The organism is Amorphoplanes friuliensis DSM 7358 (assembly GCF_000494755.1).
GTDB lineage: Bacteria > Actinomycetota > Actinomycetes > Mycobacteriales > Micromonosporaceae > Actinoplanes > Actinoplanes friuliensis.
Genome location: NC_022657.1, coordinates 4186732 through 4209593, shown reverse-complemented (window position 1 = coordinate 4209593; position 22862 = coordinate 4186732). Strand labels below are relative to the sequence as shown.

Genomic DNA, 22862 nt, shown 5'->3' with positions numbered 1-22862 from the left:
GTGGCGGGAGATCCGCAGGCATATGACGGTTACGTGACAGTCCGGTCCCGCGGGTGCCAGGTCTTTGTCTCCTTCACCCGTACGCGGGGAGAATGCGGTGCATGTCAGCAGTGTTGGTGATCGAGGACGACGACCGGATCCGCCTGTCCCTGGTGCTCGCGCTGGAGGACGAGGGATACGAGGCGACCGGCGCCCCGACCGCCGAGGAGGGCATCGCGGCACAGCGCCGCCGGCCTGCCGACACGGTGCTGGTCGACCTGATGCTGCCCGGCATCGACGGCTTCGAGTGCATCCGCCAGCTGCGCCGCGCCGACGACGTCCCGATCGTGGTGATCAGCGCCCGCGACGACACCCACGACATCGTCGCGGCGCTCGAGGCCGGCGCCGACGACTACCTGGTCAAACCGGTCGCCGTGAAAGAACTGACCGCACGTCTGCGGGCGCTGCGCCGCCGGGCCCGCGCGACGTCAGCCGACGAGGTGCCCGTGCTGCGCTTCGGTGACCTGGAGATCTCCCCGGAAGCGGGTGAGGTCCGGCTGCGGGGCGCCGCCGTCGCGGTCACGAGGACGGAGTTCCAGCTGCTCTGCGAGCTCGCCGAGCACCCCGGGCGAGTGCTCTCCCGCCAGCAGCTGCTCCAGCGGGTCTGGGGCTACGACGGCGGTGACGAGCGGCTCGTCGACGTGCACGTCGGCCGGCTCCGGCAGAAGATCGAGGACGGCGAGGGCCTCCCCCGCCACCTGGTCACCGTCCGCGGCCTGGGCTACAAGCTCCAGCGATGAGACGCGCCGGTCTGCGGGTCCGCGTCATCGCCGGTTTTGCCGCCGGCGCCCTCGCCCTGTCGGCGACGATGGCCCTCGCGACGTACCAGGTGGCCCGGAAGTCGCTGCTCGGTGAGCGGGAGCGGACCGCCGTGCGGGCGGCCTACTTCGACGCGTCCGTGGTGCGCTCCGGGCTCGGCTCGACGACCCGGCCGGACGTCTCCGCGGTGCTGCGGACCCTGGACACGGGCGAGAACAGGCGCGCGGTCCTGCAGCGCGACGGCCAGTGGTTCAGCTCCAAGGCCGACGTGGGCGTGACCGACGCGATCCCCCCGCTGCTGCAGCGCCAGGCCGCCGCCGGGACACCCTCGGTCCAGCGCGTCCGCGTCGACGGCCACGCCAGCCTGGTGGTCGCCCTGCCGCTCGGCGACAACGACGTCTTCTACGAGGTCGACTCGCTGCAGGAGCTCGAGCACACGCTCGGAGTCCTCACCGTCGTCCTGACCCTGGTCGCCGTGGGCACGGCCGCCCTCGGCGCACTCCTCGGCTGGTACGCGAGCCGCTACGTCCTGCGCCCGCTGACCCGTGTCGCCGACGCCGCGCAGGAGATCGCCGGCGGCGCCTCGAAGTACCGGCTCGACCCGGCGGCCGAACCGGACCTGTCCCGGCTCACCACGTCCTTCAACCACATGGTCGACGAGCTCTCCGCCCGCCTCGAACGCGACCGCCGCTTCGCCGCCGACGTCAGCCACGAGCTGCGGTCGCCGCTGCAGACCCTCGCCGCCGCCGCGAGTGTCCTCGAACGCCGCCGCGAGCACCTCGACGAGCGGACCGCGACCGCCGCGGGCCTGGTCACCGACGAGATCGCCCGCTTCCAGCAGCTCGTCAACGACCTCCTCGAGCTGTCCCGCGGCGACCGCCCGGCCGCCCGCACCGGCACCGACGTGGCCGACCTCGCCCGCCAGATCTGCCGCGACCGCCGTGTGCCCGACACCATCGTGGAGGCCACCGGCGACGCCGCCTGGTGTGTCGACCGCCGCCGGGTCGGCCAGCTCCTGGGCAACCTGCTCGACAACGCCCAGGCCTACGGCGGCGGTGCCATCGCCGTCCATCTGCGCCTCGACGGTGACGTGGGCCGGATCGAGGTCGACGACGAGGGCCCGGGTGTCAGCCCCGAGGACAAACCCGTGATCTTCGACCGCTTCGTCCGCGGCCGCTCGGCGGGCGCCCGCGCCGACTCGGGCGGCGCCGGCCTCGGCCTCGCCCTGGTCGCCCAGCACGCCGCGGCCCACGGCGGCACGGCGGCCGTCCAGGACCGCCCGGGCGGCGGCGCACGGTTCCTGGTCGAGCTGCCGGGGTGCCGCTCATGAGGCGCCGGCTGCTCGCGGTCCTGCTGGTGGCGGCGCTCGGACCGGCTGGTTGCGGCGTACCGGCCGAGGACACGCCCCGGTCGATCGAGTCACCCGGCCGTGTCAACGCCTCCGGCGGCCCACCCCCGGACGTGGGCGGCACCGCCCTGATCCGGCTCTACCTGGTCCGCGACGACCGCCTGGTCCGCGTCCCCCGCCGCGTCCCCGCGCCCCTGAGCCCCCGCGAACAACTCGACGACCTGCTGGCCGGCCCGACCGCCGAGGAGAGCGAGGAAGGCCTGAGCAGCGCCCTCACCACCACCACGGTCCAGGACCTGCGCCTCGGCGACCGCCGGGCCACCATCGTCCTCGGCGACCGCCAGGACCAGGGCGTCCGCACGGACGAAGCCCTCGGGTACGCCCAGATCGTCTGCACCCTGACCAGCCTCCCCGACGTCGGCACGGTGTCCTTCGTGTCCGAGGACGGCAGCCCGGTCGGTGTCCCCCGCGCCGACGGCCGACTCGCCGAGGGACCACTGACGATCGCGGACTACAGCAGTCTGCTGGACTGAGCGCGTGTCTTATCTGGTCGAGGTCTCCCGCGACTTCCAGGCCCAGCAGGGTCTGCCCTCCCCTGTCCGCCGGCGCCGGGCCCTGCCGCCCACGTCCACCATCGACGTGACCCTGCGCGTGGCCGTCACCTTCGACGACGACCAACTGACCGACCAGGGCTGGTTCCTCGACACGGACGCGGTCGCCGAACTCCTCGACACCTGGGCGGCCCGCCTCACCGACGGCCCGTGGACGACCCGCTTCCCGTTCCGCCCGACGTTCGAGCTGGTCGCCCGGCACCTCTTCGCCGACCTGTCCCCGCGCATCCCCCAGCTGTCCTGGCTGGAGCTGGAGGACCGCACCTTCGGCACCCGCACCCGCTACGCCATGCTGCAACCGTGAATCAGCCCTTGACCGTGCAGGTCTACTGCCGGGTGACCGTCACCGTCCACGACCCCGCCGCCGTCACCGGCCTGGCCGTCCAACAGCTCCGCGACAGCGACATCGACTGGGCCACCGAGGAGGACGACCTGGAGACCGCGTCCGCGGAACTCGGCGCGGACCTCCTCAACTCACTCGCCGGCCTGGCCGACCCCGGCACCCTGTTCCCCGCCGTCCCCGCCATCGAGATCACCGGCGCCCGCATCTGGGCCGAACACGGCGACCCCCACCCGCGCTTCCAACCAGGCTTCGAAGACCCCACCTGACCGGCCCGTCACTCACCCGCCGTGATCCTCGTTGATCTTCGGGCAGAGCTACATGGGCGGGAGTGCGGTGCAGGCAGCAGAGCACGACGCAGAGCGGAAGCAGTCGACGGAGGACTGCTCGCCGACCGAAATCCCCCACCCTGGCGGTCTGCTGCAACGGCTCGAACAACGCCCGGGACTTTCCGGAATGGTCGCCCTGACCACGTTCGCCGCACTGGGCGTGGGGGTACTCGCCGCTGTGCCCGACTGGCGCGACATGGTCATGAACGGTGACCCTCCGCCCGCTGATGTGCACACCGCCGAAGTCTCGGTAACGCCAACTCCGTCCTCGGCGGCCACGCCGGATCTTCGTGTCCTCGACCTGGTGCTCCGAGATCCGCTACGCAGCGGCGGAACAGTCGGCGGCGAGCCGGAATTCACGCTGCCTTCGGCAGAGTTCACGGTGCACAATCCCGGCACGCACCGGGCCGTGATCACTCGAGTCATCATGAAGATCGAGGATTCGGCAGTCATCGAGCAGTGCGCTGCGGAGGGCATGCCGGTGGCCGTTTCCGCGGAGTACGACGTCCTCATGCCTCTTCGGCCGGCCGACGGCGCCGAACTGCAGGTGCCTGTGAGTCAGCACCAAGCTTCGGACGAAGCTGACCGCTTCACCCTGCGGTTCGGTTCCCCGGAACCGTTGTCCCCGACCACGGTTCACCTGTACCGGATCCGGTTCGAGTTGGCACTCGGCAGGGACGGCGCGCGGCTGGATGCAGGAACGGCCGTCGTGGCCACACCTCTCACACCTGTCGACGGGGCCGGCTATTTCTGGAGCGCGGATCACGACAGCGGCCGGGTTGTCTTTGGGCCCGATTTCACCGGCCGGGAAGAAGTCATCGCCTGCATGAAGAGCAACAGTGGCGCGATGACATCGCTTCTGTCCGGCGCCGGCGGCCTGTCGCCTGCACTCGCACGGTCCTTGAGTGACCTTCGTACCGGGTGAGCGGGTGGGGTCAGCGGAGGACGCGGCCGATGCGGCGGGCGGCTTCCTGGAGGCGGTCGGGTGGGAGGGCGGCGTAGCCGATGACCAGGCCCGGTGGGCCGGGGAGCTGGCGGTGCCAGGAGAGCGGGTGCACGCGGACGCCCGCCCCTTCGATGCGGGCGGCCAGGGCCAAATCGTCGGCGCGGCCCGGGAGGGTGATCAGGAGGTGGAGGCCGGCGGCGACGCCTTCGACGCGGGCGCGGGGCAGGTGTTCGCGGAGGCCGAGGAGCAGGGCGTCGCGGCGGGTGCGCTGGCGGCGGCGGACCGTGCGGAGGTGGCGTTCGTAGTCGCCGGTGGCCAGGAGGCGGGCGAAGATCAGTTGGGGCAGGGCGGGGTTGCCGAGGTCGCTGGCGTGTTTGGCGGTGACCAGGTCGGCGTGGAGGCGGCGGGGGGCGATCAGCCAGCCGAGGCGCATGCCCGGGGCGAGGGACTTCGAGACGCTGCCGGCGTACGCGACGCGGTCCGGGGCCGAGGCTTGCAGGGCGGCGACCGGGGCGCGGTCGTAGCGGTGCTCGGCGTCGTAGTCGTCCTCGATGATCAGGCCGGGGCGGTCCAGCAGGAGGCGGCGGCGGGCCGGGCTCAGCACCACGCCGGTCGGGAACTGGTGGGCCGGGGTGAGCAGGACGGTCTCCAGGCCGGTGGCGTCGAGCGCGTCGACGCGTACCCCCTGGTCGTCGACGGGGACCGGGACCGGCCGCAGACCCCAGTGGGCGAGCTCGTCGCGGGTGCCGCGCGAGCCCGGGTCCTCGACCGCGACGTCGGTGACGCCGTGGGACCGCAGGGTCTGCGACAGCAGGGCCAGGGCCTGGGCGACGCCGCTGGTGACGATGAGGTCGTCGGCGCTCGCCTGGACACCGCGGGTGCGGCCGAGCCAGCTCGCGAGGCCCGCGCGCAGCTGCGGGTTGCCGCGCGGGTCGCCGTAACCCAGGTCGGCGTTGCTCGCGGAGGCGAGCACCTGCCGCTCGGCGCGCAGCCAGGCTGCCCGCGGAAAGGCCGAGAGATCCGGTACGCCCGGGGACAGGTCCAGGTCGATGTCCGGTGACGGCGGTAGCGGCAACCGCATCCCGGAGGTCTCCCGGGTGCGCGACTCCTGCCGCGGCTTCGGTGCCAGCGCGGTCACCACCGTGCCGGCCCCGGTACGCCCGCTGAGCAGCCCTTCGTCGGTGAGCCGCTGGTAGACCTCGACGACCACACCGCGTGACAGGCCGAGCTCGACGGCGAGGACGCGGGTGGCGGGCAGCCGCGAGCCGGCCGGGAGTTTGCCGCAGGTGATCGCGGCCCGCAGCTCGTCGACGAGCCAGGTGGTGACGCCCTTGGCCGGGGCCGCTGCCGGATGTAGTGCCAAAAAGTCGATTTGGTCCACCTCCACGGCTCCGGATTGGTCCTTCTGCAGGACCATATCGCCGACCAGCATGTTTTGTGTGTCCCGAATCCTGACCGTGGCCGCCGGTTCCGCGGCAATGACCTGCGTCGGCGGCAGTGTGGCCGTCTCCGGCCTCCTCGCCGGCGCGCCCCTGTTCACCACCCAGGCCCTCCGGTACGCCCTCGCGTGCCTCCTGCTGGTCGTCTACGCGCGGCTGGTCCGCTTCCGGCTGGTCCGCCCGCGCGGCGCCGAGTGGCTGTGGCTGGGCGGCATCGCGATCACCGGACTGGTGGTCTTCAACCTCGCGCTGGTCGAAGGGGCCAAACATGCCGAGCCGGCCGTCATCGGTGTGGCCATCGCGGGCGTGCCGCTGCTGCTCGCGGCGATCGGGCCGGTCCTCGAAGGCCGCAGCCCTCGCCGGTCCGTCCTGGCCGGCGCGGCCGTGGTCACCGTCGGCGCGGCCCTCGTGCAGGGCTTCGGGCGTACGGACGGCGCCGGGCTGGCGTGGGCGGCGGTGGCGTTCGGGTGCGAGGCCGCGTTCACGCTGCTCGCCGTGCCGGTGCTGCGCCGCCACGGCCCGGTCGGCGTGTCGGTGCACACGACCTGGCTGGCGGCGCTGATGCTGGCGGTGCTCGGCCCGCTGCACGAGGGACCGTCCGCGATCACCCGGCTGACCGGCACGGACCTGCTGGCCGGCGCCTACCTTGCCGTCGCCGTGACGGCGGTGGCGTTTGTCCTCTGGTACGCGTGTGTCTCCGGGATCGGCGCGGCACGGGCCGGTCTGCTGACCGGCATCGCGCCGATCGCGGCGGCCCTGACCGGGGTGGCGCTGGGCGGCCCCGCACCGCAGGCCTCGGTCTGGCTGGGCATCGCCGTCGTGGCAACAGGTCTCGCCATCGGGCTCCGCGCTACGCCACCTGATCGGCCCGGACCAACGGCGACGATCACGGGCGGTCCGGTTCCACTACTTGTCGGGTCCACTGCTGGGGAGAGGGCATGAACTTCGGCCATCACGACGACGTCTGGCGGGACTTTCCGACCCTCAGCGCCGGTGCGTTGCGAGCCGACGCCGGCCTCGATCCTGCCCGAGCGGAGGCGCTGGTCGAGCACTTCGTCGCGATCGGACGGTCGCGTCTGGAAACCGGCCCGGAGGGGCAGTTCCCGGAGATCCAGGCGTGGCGGCGGGCTTTCGGCGCGCTGGGCCTCAAGCCGACGCAGTACCGCTGCGCGTCCGAGTCGCTGCTCCGGCGCCTGCGCCGCGACGGCGAGCTGCCCCGCGTCCACCCGCTCGTCGACGTCTGCAACGCGATCTCCGTGGCGTACGCGATCCCGGTGGCCGCCCTCGACCTGGACCGGATCGACGGGGATCTGGAGGTCCGCCACGCCGTCGGCGACGAGGTCCACCTGACTTTTGGCGGTGAGAAGGAGCATCCGGCGCCGGGCGAGATCACCTTCGCCGACACGGCCGGCAACGCCCACGCCCGGCGCTGGACCAACCGCCAGAGCGGCCTGTCCGCCGTTTCCGCGACCACCCGCACCGCGCTGATCGTGACCGAGGCACTTCACGAGACCGCAGCTCAAGACATCGGCCACGTGACAGCCGCGCTGGCGGACGCCCTGGGCACCACACAGGTGTCCGTTCTCACCCGGGAAGCGCCCCGATTCACGATATAGTCACCGTCGTCGATGCCCTCCGGTGAAGGCAGGTCCGATGCGTCTGTTCACGGTGCTCGCCGTCAGTGCGGCCCTGCTGGCCGTCCCGCAGGCCGCCTCGGCCTCCGGCAGCTGTTACGACCGCGCGGCTCCCATCACCTACGAGGAGAGCCGGATCGAGACACCGGCACTCCCCGGCGGGACACGGGTGCCTTACACGCTGGTCGAGGCGGGCGGCTTCACGGCGTACGCGGAAGGGCTGAGCGGAGCACTCTGCCGGACCCGGTCGGTCGCCGCGGCAAAACTGCTCCTGCAGCGTCGCGGCGCGCAGCTGTGGAGCACGGCCGTGCAGCGCGCGCAGGGCAAGGTGCAGCAGGGGACGATCGAGCGCTACGACGACCGCCCGCTCTACTGGACCCGGCTGCTCGGCACGCGGGACCTGCGGCAGTGGCAGCCGGCGTTCCCGGTCACGGACGCCGAGCGGGCAAGCCTGATCAAGACCTTCGAGTACGCGTCCCGCGGCGTCTCGTCGACCACCTTCGGCCGGGGTGTCAAGCGGGTGCTGGTGAGCGGGTTCGACCCCTACCAGCTGAACGGTGAGATCCGGCGCTCGAACCCGTCGGGGGCCTCGGCGCTGCAGCTGGACGGTCTGCGGTTCGGTGACGTCCTGGTGCAGGCCGTGGTGCTGCCCGTGACGTGGAGCGGTTTCGACGCGGGCATCGTCGAGGACACGTTCGGGCCGCATCTGACCGCCCGGTCCCGCGACCGCGCTGACCTGATCATGACGATCAGCCAGGGGAACCGCGGTCTGATGAACATCGAACAGTGGGCCGGCGCCTGGCGCGGCGGCTCGCCGGACAACAACAACGAGGGTGTGGCCGAGCCGGTCCCGTCCGCGCCGCGCTGGCCGCAGCCGGATCCGCAGCCGGAGTTCATCGAGACGACACTGCCCTTCGAGAAGATGATCGCGGCGGGCACCGGCCCGTGGCCGACGGCGCTGAACCCGCGGCTGTGCGAGTGGCCCGCCGGCACCCGTCCGGACCCGGCCGCGGTGCGGTGCCACACCAACGGCCCGACGCCCGGTTCGCAGGCGCAGTCCGGTGGCGGCGGCAACTACCTGTCCAACGAGAGCATGTACCGCTCGAACCGGCTGCGGCTGGCGCTCGGCGCGACGGATGTGCCCGGTGGCCACCTGCACATCTCGGCGCTGGTCTACCCGGCCGACCCACTGGTGATCATCGACGATGCGTTCTCCGCCGACCGGGCCGCGACCATCGAGCAGACCGTCGCCCTGGTCAAGGCCGCCGCATGAAAAAAGGCCGCCCCCGGCAGGGACGGCCTCGGTGGTGCAGGGTTCAGGCGAGCAGCGACGGGATGTTCTCGAAGAGCTGCGTCGTGTAGGTCACCATCTCGTGCAGCATCCAGTTGCCCGAGAACAGGATCGCTGCACCGACACCGACCGCCTTCGGGACGAAGGACAGCGTCGCCTCCTGGATCTGGGTGACGGACTGGAACAGCGAGATCGCAAAGCCGATCAGCAGCGCCGTGATCAGCACCGGGGCACACATCTTGGCGGAGATGGTCATCGCCTGCAGGCCCAGCTCGACAATCTTCGTGTCCGTCATGCCATCCTCTTCGGGCCCCGCGCGGGCCCTGGGAGTGCACAACGGGCGCGCCACGGTTGCCGTTCGGTTCAGGCCCGGGGAAACCTCAAGTCAGCGGAAAGCCGCCCTCGCCGACTGCTGCGCGACCGCCTCCAGCTGTGCCCGGGTGAGCCCTGCGGCGTAGAGGGCCAGGCCGTGCTCCTGCGACAGGGTGACGTCACTGACACGGGGGTTGTCGGTGTTGAGCGTGACCGGCACACCCGCGGCCAGCAGCGTGTGGATCTGATGGTCGCGGTATCCCGGAGCGGCACCCGTCTGGGTGTTGCTGGTCAGCGCCACTTCCAGCGTCACACCCCGCCGGGCCAGCTCGTCGAGGAGCGCCGGGTCCTCCGCTGACCGCACGCCGTGGCCGATCCGCTCCGCGCCGAGGTGCTCGACCGCCGCCCGGACACTCTCCGGCCCGGCCGCCTCCCCCGCGTGCACGGTCACATGCAGACCCGCCTCCCGTACGCGGGTGAAGGCCGGCACGAACAGCTCGGCGGCGTACCCGGCCTCGTTCCCGGCGAGGTCGACACCGCACCACAGCCCGGGCCGCGTCAGGAACGTACGGACCTGGGTGAGCGCCTCCTCCGGGCCCAGATCCCGCAGGATCGTCGCGATCAGGCCCACCGGCAGTCCCGTGACCCGGCTGCCGTCGGCGACACCGTCCGCCACCGCGTCCATCACCGCTTCCGGCGCAAGACCGGTCTGCTGCCGGATGAAGTACGGGCTGAACCGGAACTCCACGTAATCGAGCCCGTCGTCGAAGGCGTCCTCGACCGCCTCCCGCGCGACCCGCCGCCAATCGTCCAGAGCTGCAAAAACGCCGATCTGGTCGTCGACCTTCGCCAGGTACGGCAGGAGCCCGCCGAGCGGCCCGTCCGCGACCAGCAGGTCCCGGGGCCGGTCGGCGGCGGCGAGCGGATGGCCGTCGCGGGAAGCCACGTCGAGGAAGGTGCTGGACCGGATCGAACCCTCGAGATGCCGGTGCAGGTCGATCAGGGGATGCGCCGCCATAGTCGTTCGGTCCTCCCGGAACTTGGGTGCAAAAGGGTGGCTTCGGGCCGTGTTGCCTCTCACCGATGGATCTTGTCAGGCCTGCCGCGCCGAGGGCCGATGGGGCAGGTGGCCGCGTTTCGTCCGGCCACTTCCCATCGCTGCAAACGGAAACGGATCATGCACTCCACTGCTCTCCTCGGCTGGTTCGGCGCTGCTCTGTCCATGACTCTCCCCTGGCCCCAGGTCTGGCGTTCCGTCGTCAGGGGCCGCACCGGCGGCCTCTCGGCCACCGCCTGCTGGCAGGGTGTGGCGATGCCGATCGGCTGGATCACCTACGGCCTGCTGACCGGCGAGAGCGTCCAGATTGTCACCAACACGGTCACGGGCCTCACAGGTCTGTCGATCCTGGTGATGGTCCTGGTGAAGCAGGGCGAGCTGCGCACCCCGCGCAAGATGCTCATCAGCGCGGCCGGTGCGGCGGGTGTGCTCAGCGCCGCCGCGGGCAGCGCGATCGTCGCCGTCACGACCGACCTCGGCGAGGCCCGCGTCGCGACGTTCCTCGGTTCGGTACTCGCGATCACCGCGATGCTCTCGGCGGTGCCGCAGCCGCTGTCCCTGCTGCGCGACCGCACGCAGGACCTGGCCGGCCTCTCACCCCTGCGCTGGCGGCTCGCGGCCGCGGCCTGCTCCTGCTGGTTCGCGTACGGCCTGACGACCGGCCAGGTGGCGGTGTGGCTGTCGGCGTCGGTGGGTCTCTCGGCCGCGCTGATCGTGTGCTGGGTGCTCTGGGCCGCGGGCCGTACCCCGGCCGCCGCTGCCGCCCCGGCTGCTCTGACCGTCCCGGCTGCTGTCACCGTGCCGGCTGCTGTGGCCGTCCCGGCCCGGGGTACTGCGCGTGTTCTGCGCCCGGCCTACGCCTCCGCTGCTGCTGTTCGTCCGGCGGTGGCCGGCGCGCGGATCGTCCGGCCCGCCGCCTCGGTCGCCCGCTCGGCCCGTCCGGTCTCCGGCCCGGCCTCGACTCCCGTCACGGCGGCCACTCGGGGCACCGCGGCCACTCCGGTTGCCGCGCTGGTCCCAGCTCCGGGACTGCTCACGGCTCCCGCGCTGCTGCCGGCTCCGACCGGTCCGGCCGCTGCGTCCCGGCGTCCGCGAAACACGTCGCGCCCGGTGCGGGGCACGGCTCGCGTGCCGGGCCAGGCGTCCTGGGCCACCACGGTCCTGCAGGGCGCCCTGGTCCCCGCCTGATCTGCACGGCGTCCGTCACCGGCGGTGGGCGCGGGCCCACAGCGCCGGCCAGCCCGCAGGTTCGAGCCAGGACGCCGGCACCAGCAGGCCCTTCGCGGCGATCGCGTCCCAGAAGACGTCCCGTGCCGCACCGAGTTCTTCCGCGCCGGGCCAGGCCTGCTGCCACAGGTCGTCGCGCAGGGTGGTCTGCGGGTAGCCCGGCACCCGGATGCGCCGCCGGGCCATCACCGCGATCACCGGACGGTTGCCGTCCAGGCCGCCCCAGGACGTGACGGCGAGAGCTCCCGCGCGCAGCAGTTCCGCGTGCGGGCGGCTGGTCATGGCTGCGGACAGTTCCGGTGCGTCGATGCGGATCAGGGTGCCGAGCGCCGCGCGTACCCGGATCGCCACCTGGTCGGCGGTGCGGGCCGGCGCGATCCGTGGCAGGCGGGCGAGTTTGCGCAGCGCACCCGGCAGCGGGGCGTCCACGGTGAGCGGCGCCAACCGGTCCCGGACCTCCTCGTCGCTCAGGGCGGCGACCGCCTCGGCGAGGGGCCGGCGCGCGCTCGCGGCCCACAGCTCGTCCAGGGTGACCGGACCGGCCAGGGCCCGGCGGACGGCACGCAGCAGCGTGGCCGGACTGCTGCGACGCAGCGCGACCAGTGCTTCCGGGCCGTCCGGCGCGTCGATCAGCGCAGCGAGCACCGGCGCCGGGCCCACCGTGCCGGCGGCCAGGTCACCGAGCTGGTCACCCAGATCCGCGACGATCCGCCGCGCCGGTGACGGCCGGGCCGGGCGCCGCGCCGGGGCCGGCTCGGGAACGGAGTCGGCCGGTGGTGGGACCACGGTGCGCGGCAGCGACGCCACCCATTCCTCGGTGCTGCGGCGCAGCTCCGGGTCGGGATCGTCGTTGAAGCGGCCCTGGATCTGGGCCAGACGCCAGCCCCGGCCGGTGAGGCGCACCTCCACGTTCGCCCGGATCCGGCCGTCGGGCCCGCGCAGGGCCACCAGCATCACGCGACCCTTCGCGGCATCCTCCGGGTACGGCTCCTCGGCGATGCAGTTGCCCATGTATCCGGCCCAGCCGACCAGTTGCAGTGCGGTGCGCGCGATCTCCATGCGCATCCCGGAGCCGGGCAGGAGCTGCCCCTCGAACGCGTCGACGGCCGGCGGGACGACGAAGCGCCCCGACTGTGCCGTCGCGGCCTCGACGACCTGGTGCAGGCCGGCCACCACCTCGGTCCACGTGCGGGCGCGGGGCGGCACGGCACCGCCGAGTTCGGCGAGCTGGGCGGCACCGGCGGCGAAATCCGCGACGGTGGCCGGTTCCTCCTGCTCCGGCGCAGGGTTGGTGTCCGGGAACAGCTGGTGGCGCTCACGCTCGAGCCGGGCGGCCGCGTGCCCGTTGAGGCGGGCCACGGCGTCGGCGAGTTCGGCGTACCAGAGGAGGTCGGCGACGGTCTCGGTGTCGGCCGGGCGGCGGCCGAGGGGTTCGGCGCCGTCCTCCGGCTCGAGGTCCCAGCCGGGCAGGCGGTCCGGGGAGAAGTAGCCGACCTGCTCGCGCCACGGTCGCAGCCCGGTCCGGAGCCAGATGCTCCGGGCATCACGACCGTCGGCGCTCGACTCGGGGTTGCCCGTCAGGAACAGGTTGCAGGCTGCCAGGGCGACCTGGCCGTAGTCGCGGGCGAGGGCGAACCGGTCGCGGAGAAAGACGACCCGTTTCGGGCTCAGCGGCACACCCACGGGGATCCGTTCGTGGATGTCGCGCAGGTAGACGGCGGGCCGCGCCGGGTGGCCGGTGAGCCCGGGAACGGCACGGGACGCCGCCGAGGCAGCACGCTTGCTCAGCGTGGCCGCTCCGGCCGCGATCTCGTGCTGGTGCCGCCGGAGGGCCTCCTCGGGTCCGGCCTCGGCCGCCGTGGCGGCAACCCGGGCCAGCACGGTGGCCGCGAAGGCGTCGTCGCGGATCCGGTCGGCGCGGGCGACCCACACCTGGGCGGGCGGCGACCAGAGAGCGACGTCCGCCAGCGAGGGCTCAGCACAGAAATGGCGGTGCAGGGCTGCGGTGATGAGGTCGCTCTCGTGACGCCGGCGGCGCTCGAACAGCTCCTCGTAGCGGTCGTGGCGGCCCTGGCTGCCGCGGATCCGCTCGCGGCGGGCCCGGTCGGCGCTGCTGCCACAGGCCTGCTCCCACAGGTCCGTCAGCACGCGCAGGCGCCGCGGTGCGGAGAAGCCGGCCGTCACCCGGCGCAGCTGGGTCGCCACCACCGACGGCAGGCCTGCGGGGAACGGGTCGACGCCCTCGGGCGCGCGCAGGGCCAGCAGCTGGACCAGCTGCTCCGGGCCGAGCAGGTCGCTGCACGCCACGGCGTACCGGAGGATCGGCCACCGGCCGGCGGCGATCGTCTCGAGGGTGACCGTGCCGAGCGGCCGGGTGGCGAAGGGGCCGAAGAGGGCGACGAGCAGGGCCGTGGGCGCGCCGAGGTGGTCGGCGAAGGCGGGCACGGACAGGGCGGCCAGGACGGCGTCGCGACGGTCGCCCACCCCACCGTCGATGCGGGCCGACCGGAAGCCGTCGCCGAGGTCGACCCCGGCCCCCGCGGCGATCACACCACCCGCGGCGACGAGGGCGTGCAGCCGGGCCAGAGCGTTTGCGGGACCCTCGTCAGCCGGTCCGACGGCCACGGGAGTGCCGGGCAGCAGCGCGGTCCGGGCCACCGCGTGCACGCGGTGGTCCGGTTTCGGCCGGATCCCTCCGGCGAGCAGCACTTCCACCCGATCATGATGACCGGCGCCGTCCAGCGAATATCGCGACGGCCGGGACCAGTTCTCTCAAGCCGGGGACCCCCGAGCCGATCTGCACCGTGACGGCCGAGAAGACGGGAGTTCGACTATGCGCGGTTGGCTTCCGGCCGGCGGCGGGTTACGCGACGAGGACTGGGCCCGGCGGCACCGGCTGCTGACCCTGCTGCTCGCGTCGTGTGTCGTCGTGCTGACGATCTTCGGGTCGCTGCGCCACGGTCTCGACTGGGCCTGGCTGCTGACCGTCCTGCTGATCCTGCCGTGTGTGGTCGGAGCCGTGGTCCTGCGCCCGCGCCGGCTGCCCTCGATCCTCGTAGCCACCGGTTTCACCGTCGCGTGCGGCGGTTTTGTCGCGATGAGCGGCGGGCTCACCGAGTCGCACTTCTCCTTCTTCATCGCGGTCGCGGCGCTGGCTCTCTACCGCGACTGGGCGCCGTTCGGCGCGTTTCTGATCGGCACCACGCTGCACCACGCCGTCTTCGGCACCCTGGTCAGCGACCGCACCTACGACCACCACAACGCCATGGAACACCCGTGGGTGTGGGCGCTGCTGCACGGTCTGGCGGTGCTGCTCGCGGCGGTCTTCCAGGTGGTGGCCTGGGGGCTGACCGAGGCCGAGGAACGCCGCGCCCAGGACAGCCTCGCGGCCAGTCAGGCGCAGCTGAGCGTGGCCTTCGACGAGACCCCGGTGCCGATGGCGATGCTCGCCCCCGACGGCCGGCTGCAGCGCACCAACTCCGCGTACCGGGCCTGGCTGGGTCTGCCGGACGAGCTGCCGCCCGGCTTCTCGGTGAGCGATCTGCCGTTGACCGGGGTGGACGACGAGCCCGGCAACACCTTCGCCGAGCTGGTCGACTCGCCGGACGCCACGACGATCACCCGCGCGTACCGGCGGCACGACGACAACTCGCTGATCTACGTGGAGATCCACAGCAACGGCCTGCGGGACCGCCAGGGCCGCCTGCAGTCGGTCTTCGTCCACTGCCTGGACGTCACCCGGCAGCAGGAGCACGAGGCCGCGCTGCGCCGCCAGGTACGCCAGGACTCGCTCACCGGGCTGCTGTCCCGGGCCGCGTTCGAGGTCGATCTGGTCGGCCTGCTCGCCGGCAGCGCCGGACCGGCGTCGGTGCTCTACCTGGACGTGGACCGCTTCAAGACGATCAACGACGGCTCCGGGCACTCCGCCGGTGACGACGTGCTGCGTGCCCTGGCCGCCCGGCTGCGTGCCGTCGTGCCGCAGGGTTCGCTGGTGGCCCGGCTGGGTGGTGACGAGTTCGTCGTGGCCCTCCCCGGGTCCATCGACACCGGCCTCGAGGTCGGGCGTGCCGTGCTCGCATCGCTCGCCGAGGCGCTGCCGGTCGCCGGTGGCCGCCTCCAGCTGTCCATGAGCATCGGCCTGGCCCTGGCCCACGGGCCGGACCAGGCCGAGCAGGCCGTCCTGGCCGCCGACACCGCGATGTACACGGCCAAACGGGCCGGCGGCAACCGTCTGGAGATCTTCAACGATCAGATGCGGGTTGCGGTGCAGCAGCGCATCGTCGCCGAGTCGCGGCTGCGTCAGGCGCTCGACGGCGACCGGTTCGCGACCCTGCCCGTCTGGTTCCAGCCCATCGTCTCCCCCGCCACCGGCCTGATCGTCGGCGCCGAGGCGCTGGTCCGGATGTGGACGACCGAGGGCGAGCTCCTCGCCCCCGGCCACTTCATCACGACCGCCGAGGAGACCGGCCTGGTGGTGCCGCTCGGCGAGCACGTCCTCGAGACCGCCCTGCGTCACCTCACCGAGTGGCGCCACGAGCTCGGCTACGTGTCGGTGAACGTCAGCCCGCGTCAACTGTCCGAACCGGACTTCGTGCCGATGCTGGCCCGGCTGCTGGCCGGAAGTACGCTCGTCGATCCGTCGCGGCTGGTCCTGGAGATCACCGAGACGGCGCTGCTGTCCACCTCCGTCGACCTCAAGCAGCGGCTGGACGCCATCAAGGCGCTGGGCGTCCGCCTGGCTCTGGACGACTTCGGCACGGGGTACAGCTCGCTGACCTGGCTGCAGTCGGTGCCGGCGGACATCGTGAAGCTGGACCGCTCGTTCGTCGCCGGTCTGGCCGACGACCCCCGCAAGGCGTCGATCATCTCGGCGGTGCTGTGGCTGGCCCGGTCGCTGAACATGTCGGTGGTCGCCGAGGGTGTCGAGGACCTGGCCGACTGGGAGGCGTTGCGGCAGGCCGACTGCCCGGCGATCCAGGGGTACTTCTTCAGCCGCCCGGTCACCGCCGGCGACTTCCAGGAGATGCTCGCCAAGACCCGCCGGGTCAGCCTCGAGGTGGGCTGAGCAGCGCCCGCATCGCGGTGTTCTCCGCCGTCTGCTCGTTGATGACGTGCGCGGCCAGGTCCCGGATGTAGACGTTCCCGCCGTCCTCGAGCACCGAGCGGGACATCGTGATCGCCCCGGTGTGGTGCGCGATCATCTGCCGCAGGAACAGCTCGGTCGCGCGGGCCGGTGCCGCGTCCTCGACCTCCCGCAACTGGTCCGCCCCGAGCATGCCGTGCGCGGCGGCGTCCCCGCCGTGCATCTGCTGGATCACCGGATCGGCCGGATCAGCCGCCGGCCTCCCCCACGCGACCAGCCAGGCGTTGGTCTCGTCGATCTCCCGCTGCTGGTCCTGCGCGATGAACCCGGCGATGTTCGCGACACGTTCGGGCACATCCCGCTTGGCCAGGAGGATCCGGCTCAGCTGCACCGCTTGCGCATGGTGCACGACCATCATCTGCGCGTAGAGCACGTCGACACCGTTCGGCGCGGCCACGGTCGCCGCCACCGGCACGACAGCCGGCTGCTCCGCACTGCACCCCGTCAGGGCCAGCAGGGCAAGGGCCACAACCATTTTCCGTACGGACACAGCACATCTCCTTCGACCGCGGCGCCGGCCCGCCCGGCAAGGACGGGCCCGGCGCTCTGCGTCAGTTCTGGCCGTTGTTGTCGGCCAGGGCGTCCGGCGCGAGACGGTTGATCTCGGTGAAGTCACGGGGCACGAGGTCGAAACCCTGCCAGTGCAACGGCATCGGGCTCTGGTCCTCGTCGCGGGGCACGTGGTGGAAGCCGACGCGCACCCACATCACCGGGTTTGTCATCTTCTCCTTGTCGCGGGCGAAGTCCAGGATGGTCGCGCGTCCGGCGCACTGCGGGTCCGCGTTGCCGGTCGCGTACCTCTCGCAGGCGTGGTTCTGCGTGAAGGTCACGTCCGGTGTCGTCTCCGGGTGGGCCTCGTAGACGTCGGAGGCACCGGTGACCAGCTCGTACGAGCGGGCGTGGCCGTCCTTGTTCTTCGCGATCGGGCTGACGACCCGCCACCAGCGGCGGTTGGCCTTGGAGAAGCTGCCCTCGTTCGTGATGGCCGTGCGACTGGTCTTGAGCACCGCCGACGTGTCGCCCTGCCCGGTGACCTTGGTGTCGTACTGCTCGACCTTCTCGGAGCCCCGCCCGGCCAGATCGAAGTCGACCCGCCAGAACGCGCTGTGGTAGTGGCTGGACGCGAAGTCCTTGTTGCCCTTGCCGATCGGCCAGCCCTTGTCGGCACCGACCCAGTCCAGCGGGGACAGATCGCCGGTGGCGCCGAGACGCGCGGAGATCTCACCGTCGTCGTGCAGGCGGTACTCGGTGACGTACTCGTACCAGCCGACCTTGCTCAGCGCGCGCAGCACCAGGTCGTGGCCCTGCTTGGAGTACGGCTTGGTCGCCGAGTCGTCGTTCTGCAGGCGGTACGCCAGCCCGGACGACTCCGCGCTGACACACAGCACCTCGCGCCGTGTCGGCTCGGCACCACCGTCGGAGCCGACCCGGGCCGAGCCGCCCTTGCAGTCGTCACCGGCCAGGGTCTGCAGGTATTCGCCGCCGAAGCCGTACTCGGTGATGTCGTTGTACTCGGTCTTGCCGCTGTCGTAGGGCACGTTGAGCTGGGCCAGGGTCACCGACTTGAGCACCTTGACCTGGTCCGGCCAGCGCTTCGAGGAGACCAGGACGTTCTCGAGGACCAGCCCGCTCTTGCCCTCGATGCGCCAGCACAGCTCCCACGTGGTGCCGTTCGGCAGCGTTTCCTTGACGGTCGAGGACGCCGCACACTGGGCCGCGGCCGGGGCCGGTGCCTTCGCGGCGGCGGGGCTCTGCGCCGTACCGATCAGACCGCCGGTCGCGATCAGAACGGCCGCCATGATCTTGGTGGTTCTCATGCCCCCGGTCCCCGTTACTTCAGCCGGGCGACCGTGCGCCCGGAAAGGTCGATGATGATCTGGTTGAGATCGATGAACGGGCCGTCGGCGGCCTGGACGATCAGCTGCAGGCAGCGGTGCTTGCCGCAGTTCCGCACCGCGGTGTCGGCCGGCCGGGCCTTGTAGACGTGGGCGGTCACGACGATGTCGTCCTTGCCGGAGTACGTCCTGCCGGTCGCCCGGGCGTACCCGTCCCGCAGCTCGGCCGCGTGCGGGGAAGCGAGCACCAGGTCGAGCGCGGTGCCGACCTCGCGGTCCGCGGCGGGCGGCTGCATCCCGGCGGCGGCGTAGGAGCCGGTGACCTTGCCGGTGCCGAGGTCGACGACCTGCTTGATCAGCTTTTCGGCGCGGTAGTCGTAGTAGTAGACGTCGGCGCGCCGCTGGGCGCCGTCGGTCACGAGCTCGGCCGAGAGGTACTCCGGCCCGGCCGCCCCGGTCACGTCCTCGGTGCCTCCGGTCAGCGGTGCGAGCGCCACCGCCCGGGCCCGGCCGACCTCGTCGGTGGTGAGCGCGTCGCTGCCGGTCCCCGTGGCCTGCTCGGGCGCCGGGCTCGGGTCCGAGACCCGCGGCTGCTCCGCCGCCACACCGGGCCCGCCGGGTGACGGCGGTGCCGCGTTCGCCTGCCACGAGGCCACGCCGAACGCGGCCAGCGCTGTCACGGTGGAGATGCCCAGCCCCCAGGACAATCTCCGTACTGTTGCCGCCCTCAAAGCGACTCCTCCCCCTCGTGACACCGCCGCTTGACGGCGTCGAGGGGAAGAATGCTTGTCGATATGTGTGGTCCGGGTGAGGTTTGCCCTTTAGTGGCGGGTTCGCGACACTCGGGTATTCGGCGGCTCCATCGGTGATCGTGCCGGAGTGACCATGAACCTGCCGTGAGGTGGCGTCAGTACCGCGTCCCGTCCGTACCGAAGAGGGGCAGCAGCGTCGTCCGCTGCCCGTCGACCGTGGCCCCGGCGAAGGCCAGGTTCGGTGCCAGCAGGCTGTTGTTCTCCGCCGGGAAGTTCAGCTTCGGCGCCGACACCTCGTCCAGCGCGGCGACGTGTTCCGCCTCCAGCCGGACGTCCACGGCGTCCAGGTTGTTCTTGAGCTGGTCCAGCCGCCGCGCACCGAGCAGAGTGGACGTGACACCGGGACGCCCCTGCACCCAGGCGAGCGCGACGGCCGCGGGCGTGGCGCCGACCTCGTCCGCGACGCGTTCGAGCACGTCGATGACGTCGTAGTCGTGCTCGCCCGGCACCCCGACCAGACCGCTGCGCAACGTGTCCACGGCACCGGCGCGCCGCCGGGAGAACTTGCCGGAGAGGAAGCCGCTGCGCAGCGGGCTCCACGGCAGCACACCCAGCCCCTTGTCCCGCGCGACCGGGATGAGCTCACCCTCGACCGTGCGCTCCAGCAGCGAATATTCGACCTGCAGCCCGATCGCGGGCGCCCAGCCCCGGAAGAACGCGGTCACCTGCGCCTCGGCCACCTTCCAGGCCGGCAGGTCCGACAGACCCACGTAGCGGATCTTGCCGGCGGTGACCAGGTCGTCGAGCGCCCGCAGCGTCTCCTCGATCGGCGCGGTGCGGTCCCAGTTGTGCACCCAGTAGACGTCGACGAAGTCCGTCTGCAGACGGCGCAGCGACTCCTCGAGCTGGTGCACGATCGCCTTGCGACCGGCGCCGCCGCCGTTCGGGTCGCCCGGGAAGAGATTGCCGAAGAACTTGGTGCCGAGCACGATCCGGTCGCGGAGCCCGGGGCGGGCCGCCAGGAAATCACCGATGATCTTCTCGGAGTGGCCGTTGGTGTAGATGTTCGCGGTGTCGATCGAGTTGCCGCCCCGGTCGAGGTACTCCGTCATGATCGCCTCGGCCTCGGCCGGGCTGCACCCCCACCCGTTGTCCTCACCGAACGTCATGCCGCCCAGCGTGAACGGGCTGATCCGCAGACCCGAACGGCCCAGGGAGACATAGGAATCGAGTGACATCTGCTCGCCTCTTTCGCGTGGTGGAACCGATGCCTCCAGTCCAGCGTGACGGGCGCGGAGGGGGTAGACCGAAACTGTCAGCTGGTTGCACGATCCTGCCAACTTTGGGGGTACCGTGCGGTCATGGCCTTGATCGGTGACCTGCGCGACCTGCTGGACCGGCACGCCCCGCGCGAGGGGCCACCGCTGCCCGGCGTGGTCCTGCTGCGCGCCGACGGGCCGACCGAGCCGGTCTCGGCGCTGTCCGACCCGGTGTTCGTGATCGTCGCGTCCGGCCGCAAACGCACGATCCTGGCCGACCGGGTCTTCGAGTACGGCGCCGGGCAGTACCTGGTCGTCTCCGTCGAACTGCCGGTCACCGCCCACGTGATCGAGGCGAGCCGCGACGAGCCCTACCTGGTCTTCGCCATGTGCCTCCAGCCCGAAGCGATCGCCACCCTCCTGCTGGAGACGGCGGACTCGCGCCGGCTGCCGCGGGAGGTCCCCGGCCTGGCGGTCAGCGAGGCCACCGACGACCTGCTCGACCCGGTCGTCCGCCTGCTGCGCCTGCTCGACCGCCCGGCGGACCTCCCGGTGCTGGCCCCGGCGGCCGAACGCGAAATCCTCTGGCGGCTCGTCACCGGCGAGCAGGGTGCCATGATCCGGCAGATCGGCCTGGCCGACAGCCGCCTCTCCCAGGTCGCCCGCTCGATCCGGTGGATCCGCGAGCACTACGCCGACCTGTTCCGGATCGAGGACGCGGCGCGGGTCGCCGGCATGAGCGTCACGTCGTTCCACCGGCACTTCCGGGCCGTGACGACGATGAGCCCCCTGCAGTTCCAGAAACAGGTACGCCTCCAGCAGGCCCGGACGCGGCTGATCGCGAACCCGCACGACGTCGCCGCCGTCGGCCACGACGTGGGCTACGACAGCCCGTCGCAGTTCAGCCGCGAATACCGCCGCATGTTCGGGGTGCCGCCGGGCCGGGACGCGGTGCGCCTCCAGGCTGTCGCGGCGGGCCCGATCGTGTGACCCCCGGCTCCTGCGGCATGATCAAGACATGCTGCCCGTGGAATTCGGACTCGACACCTTCGGCGACGTCACCGCCGGACCGGACGGGACGACCCTGCCGTACGCGCAGGTCATCCGGCACGTCGTGGAGCAGGCGGTGCTGGCCGACGAGGTCGGCGTGGACGCGTTCGGGCTCGGCGAGCACCACCGCGACGACTACGCGGTGTCAGCGCCGGAGATCGTGCTGGCCGCGATCGCGAGCCGGACCCGGCGCATCCGGCTCGGCACCGCGGTCACCGTCCTCAGCTCCGACGACCCCGTCCGCGTCTTCGAACGCTTCGCCACCCTCGACGCCGTGTCCCAGGGCCGCGCCGAGATCACCCTCGGCCGGGGCTCGTTCACCGAGTCGTTCCCGCTCTTCGGCTTCGACCTCGCCGACTACGACCGGCTCTTCGCGGAAAAGGCCGACCTGATGGCCGCCCTGTTGACCGAGGGCCCGGTGACCTGGCAGGGCAGCGTCCGCCCGCCGCTGACCGACCAGCACGTCTACCCGAAAACCACATCCGGCCGCATCCCCACCTGGATCGGCGTCGGCGGCAGCCCCGAGTCGGTCGTCCGCGCCGCCCGCTACGGCTTCCCCCTGGTCCTGGCCATCATCGGCGGCGACCCGGCCCGCTTCGCGCCGTACGTCGAGCTCTACCACCGCGCCCTGGACCAGTACGAGCGCGAGCAGCTCCCGATCGCCGTCCACGCACCGGGCTTCATCGCCGCCACCGACGAGGAAGCCGTCGAAACCCTGTGGCCGCACGCCCGCGCGGTCATCACCCGCATCGGCGCGGAACGCGGCTGGCCACCCCTGACCCGCGACCGCTTCGAAACCGACATCGCCGAAGGCGCCTGGCACGTCGGATCCCCCGAAACGGTCGCCCGCAAGATCGCCCGCACGATCAGCGTGCTGGACGTGCAACGCTTCGACCTCAAATACTCCGCCGGCACCCTGCCCCACGAGGCGATGATGACCGCCATCCACCTGTACGGCACAGAAGTCATCCCCCGCGTCCGCGAACTCCTCGAAAACGAATAACGGCATTCGGTGCGGAAAATTGCTTGCCCGGTCTGCGGCCAGGACTGGCTGCGGTGGTACCGGGTGAAGGACGACGGCCTCACGTTCCTCCTGTGCCCGGAGTGTGATTCCGTCTGGTTGCCCGGCCAGGACCCGTCCCCGACCGCCCGCCAGGACCTGTCCGAACTGCTCGGCTATCCGCAAGTACACGGCACGGAGTGGGACCTGATCGAACCATGTGCCGCCCCTCACGATTGAAGGATGGGCTGTGCCGCCGCCGTTGCCGCAGGCTCAGCCGGCCCAGGGCCGACGGTGGCGCGATCACTGGCAGGTGATCAACGCGATCTGCCGGGGTCGAGCGGACCGGTTCGCCGCGGCGGGATCTAATACGGGCCGCGGAAAACGCCCTACCAGCGTTGCGGCGGCCTGACCACCAAGATGCACGCCCCGGCCGACGGCCAAGGCCGGTCTCTGGCCTCACTGATCACACCGGGGTAAGCCGCCGACGC

General features: G+C 72.0%; 22 protein-coding genes. 14 read left to right on the top strand and 8 right to left on the bottom strand.

All coding sequences use genetic code 11. The annotated features are described in order from the left end of the window. The first annotated feature begins 101 nt into the window (after positions 1–101). The 6 genes from AFR_RS19410 to AFR_RS19385 are packed head-to-tail and all read left to right on the top strand — an operon-like array spanning position 102 to position 4351. Positions 102–779 carry a response regulator transcription factor gene (locus AFR_RS19410; protein WP_041840986.1) on the top strand — a complete coding sequence of 226 codons (678 nt, stop codon included), beginning with the start codon at positions 102–104 and terminating at the stop codon, positions 777–779. Beyond that, the gene (locus AFR_RS19405; protein WP_023362490.1) at positions 776–2128 is read left to right on the top strand and encodes a sensor histidine kinase; all 1353 of its coding nucleotides are present in this window, start codon (positions 776–778) and stop codon (positions 2126–2128) included. The genes AFR_RS19410 and AFR_RS19405 overlap by 4 nt, the downstream gene beginning before the upstream one ends. Further along, the gene (locus AFR_RS19400) at positions 2125–2679 is read left to right on the top strand and encodes a GerMN domain-containing protein (protein ID WP_023362489.1); all 555 of its coding nucleotides are present in this window, start codon (positions 2125–2127) and stop codon (positions 2677–2679) included. Before AFR_RS19405 ends, AFR_RS19400 begins: the two co-directional genes overlap by 4 nt. A 4-nt stretch (positions 2680–2683) precedes the next feature. Next, positions 2684–3061 carry a hypothetical protein gene (locus AFR_RS19395; RefSeq protein WP_023362488.1) on the top strand — a complete coding sequence of 126 codons (378 nt, stop codon included), beginning with the start codon at positions 2684–2686 and terminating at the stop codon, positions 3059–3061. Beyond that, positions 3058–3366 (top strand): hypothetical protein, encoded by a 309-nt coding sequence (locus tag AFR_RS19390; RefSeq protein ID WP_041840985.1) that lies wholly within the window; start codon positions 3058–3060, stop codon positions 3364–3366. Before AFR_RS19395 ends, AFR_RS19390 begins: the two co-directional genes overlap by 4 nt. A gap of 31 nt (positions 3367–3397) precedes the next feature. Beyond that, positions 3398–4351, top strand: a complete 954-nt coding sequence (locus AFR_RS19385) for a hypothetical protein (RefSeq protein ID WP_023362486.1) — start codon at positions 3398–3400, stop codon at positions 4349–4351. A 10-nt stretch (positions 4352–4361) separates the two neighbouring features. Here AFR_RS19385 and pdxR read toward each other — a convergent pair whose 3' ends face one another. Continuing rightward, a complete protein-coding gene (gene pdxR, locus AFR_RS19380) occupies positions 4362–5759 on the bottom strand; it encodes a MocR-like pyridoxine biosynthesis transcription factor PdxR (RefSeq protein WP_238547306.1) in 1398 nt (465 codons plus the stop codon). Positions 5760–5811: 52 nt separating this feature from the next. On the opposite strand from pdxR, the gene AFR_RS19375 reads away from it, so the two are divergent. From AFR_RS19375 to AFR_RS19365, 3 genes are read left to right on the top strand one after another with little or no spacing between them, the layout of a single operon-like run. Then, positions 5812–6753, top strand: a complete 942-nt coding sequence (locus tag AFR_RS19375; protein WP_023362484.1) for a DMT family transporter — start codon at positions 5812–5814, stop codon at positions 6751–6753. Next, positions 6750–7427, top strand: coding sequence for a B3/B4 domain-containing protein (locus tag AFR_RS19370; protein ID WP_023362483.1), 678 nt, complete (start codon positions 6750–6752; stop codon positions 7425–7427). Before AFR_RS19375 ends, AFR_RS19370 begins: the two co-directional genes overlap by 4 nt. Before the next feature lie 37 nt (positions 7428–7464). After that, a complete protein-coding gene (locus AFR_RS19365) occupies positions 7465–8718 on the top strand; it encodes a PA0049 family protein (protein ID WP_023362482.1) in 1254 nt (417 codons plus the stop codon). Positions 8719–8761: 43 nt separating this feature from the next. Here AFR_RS19365 and fliQ read toward each other — a convergent pair whose 3' ends face one another. Together fliQ and add are read right to left on the bottom strand one after the other, a co-directional pair. Further along, complete coding sequence (gene fliQ / locus AFR_RS19360; protein WP_023360261.1) at positions 8762–9031, bottom strand: flagellar biosynthesis protein FliQ; 270 nt, start codon at positions 9029–9031, stop codon at positions 8762–8764. A 90-nt stretch (positions 9032–9121) separates the two neighbouring features. After that, on the bottom strand, positions 9122–10066 hold the full coding sequence (add, locus tag AFR_RS19355) for an adenosine deaminase (protein WP_023362481.1): 945 nt from the start codon (positions 10064–10066) through the stop codon (positions 9122–9124). 159 nt (positions 10067–10225) lie between these two features. Between add and AFR_RS47135 the strand changes: the two genes are divergently transcribed. Continuing rightward, positions 10226–11293, top strand: coding sequence for a SemiSWEET transporter (locus AFR_RS47135; RefSeq protein ID WP_023362480.1), 1068 nt, complete (start codon positions 10226–10228; stop codon positions 11291–11293). A 15-nt stretch (positions 11294–11308) separates the two neighbouring features. Here AFR_RS47135 and AFR_RS19345 read toward each other — a convergent pair whose 3' ends face one another. Continuing rightward, entirely contained in the window at positions 11309–14047 is a 2739-nt protein-coding gene (locus tag AFR_RS19345; protein WP_023362479.1) for a hypothetical protein, read from the bottom strand. Between the two features lie 118 nt (positions 14048–14165). Between AFR_RS19345 and AFR_RS19340 the strand changes: the two genes are divergently transcribed. Continuing rightward, positions 14166–16397, top strand: a complete 2232-nt coding sequence (locus tag AFR_RS19340; RefSeq protein WP_023362478.1) for a putative bifunctional diguanylate cyclase/phosphodiesterase — start codon at positions 14166–14168, stop codon at positions 16395–16397. Here the strand turns inward: AFR_RS19340 and AFR_RS19335 are convergent. The 4 genes from AFR_RS19335 to AFR_RS19320 form a co-directional block, all read right to left on the bottom strand. Beyond that, complete coding sequence (locus AFR_RS19335; protein WP_148308008.1) at positions 16378–16965, bottom strand: DUF305 domain-containing protein; 588 nt, start codon at positions 16963–16965, stop codon at positions 16378–16380. The genes AFR_RS19340 and AFR_RS19335 overlap by 20 nt on opposite strands. A 61-nt stretch (positions 16966–17026) precedes the next feature. Next, positions 17027–18292, bottom strand: coding sequence for a copper amine oxidase (locus AFR_RS19330; RefSeq protein ID WP_023362476.1), 1266 nt, complete (start codon positions 18290–18292; stop codon positions 17027–17029). A 14-nt stretch (positions 18293–18306) separates the two neighbouring features. After that, entirely contained in the window at positions 18307–19017 is a 711-nt protein-coding gene (locus tag AFR_RS19325) for a hypothetical protein (protein ID WP_023362475.1), read from the bottom strand. Between the two features lie 200 nt (positions 19018–19217). Next, positions 19218–20300: an aldo/keto reductase gene (locus AFR_RS19320; RefSeq protein WP_023362474.1), complete on the bottom strand. Its 1083-nt coding sequence runs from the start codon at positions 20298–20300 to the stop codon at positions 19218–19220. A gap of 123 nt (positions 20301–20423) precedes the next feature. On the opposite strand from AFR_RS19320, the gene AFR_RS19315 reads away from it, so the two are divergent. The 3 genes from AFR_RS19315 (at position 20424) to AFR_RS46800 (ending at position 22611) form a co-directional block, all read left to right on the top strand. After that, a complete protein-coding gene (locus AFR_RS19315; protein WP_023362473.1) occupies positions 20424–21311 on the top strand; it encodes an AraC family transcriptional regulator in 888 nt (295 codons plus the stop codon). Between the two features lie 28 nt (positions 21312–21339). Then, positions 21340–22374: an LLM class flavin-dependent oxidoreductase gene (locus AFR_RS19310; protein WP_023362472.1), complete on the top strand. Its 1035-nt coding sequence runs from the start codon at positions 21340–21342 to the stop codon at positions 22372–22374. Between the two features lie 63 nt (positions 22375–22437). Beyond that, positions 22438–22611, top strand: coding sequence for a hypothetical protein (locus AFR_RS46800; protein ID WP_158510555.1), 174 nt, complete (start codon positions 22438–22440; stop codon positions 22609–22611). Positions 22612–22862: the final 251 nt, after the last annotated feature.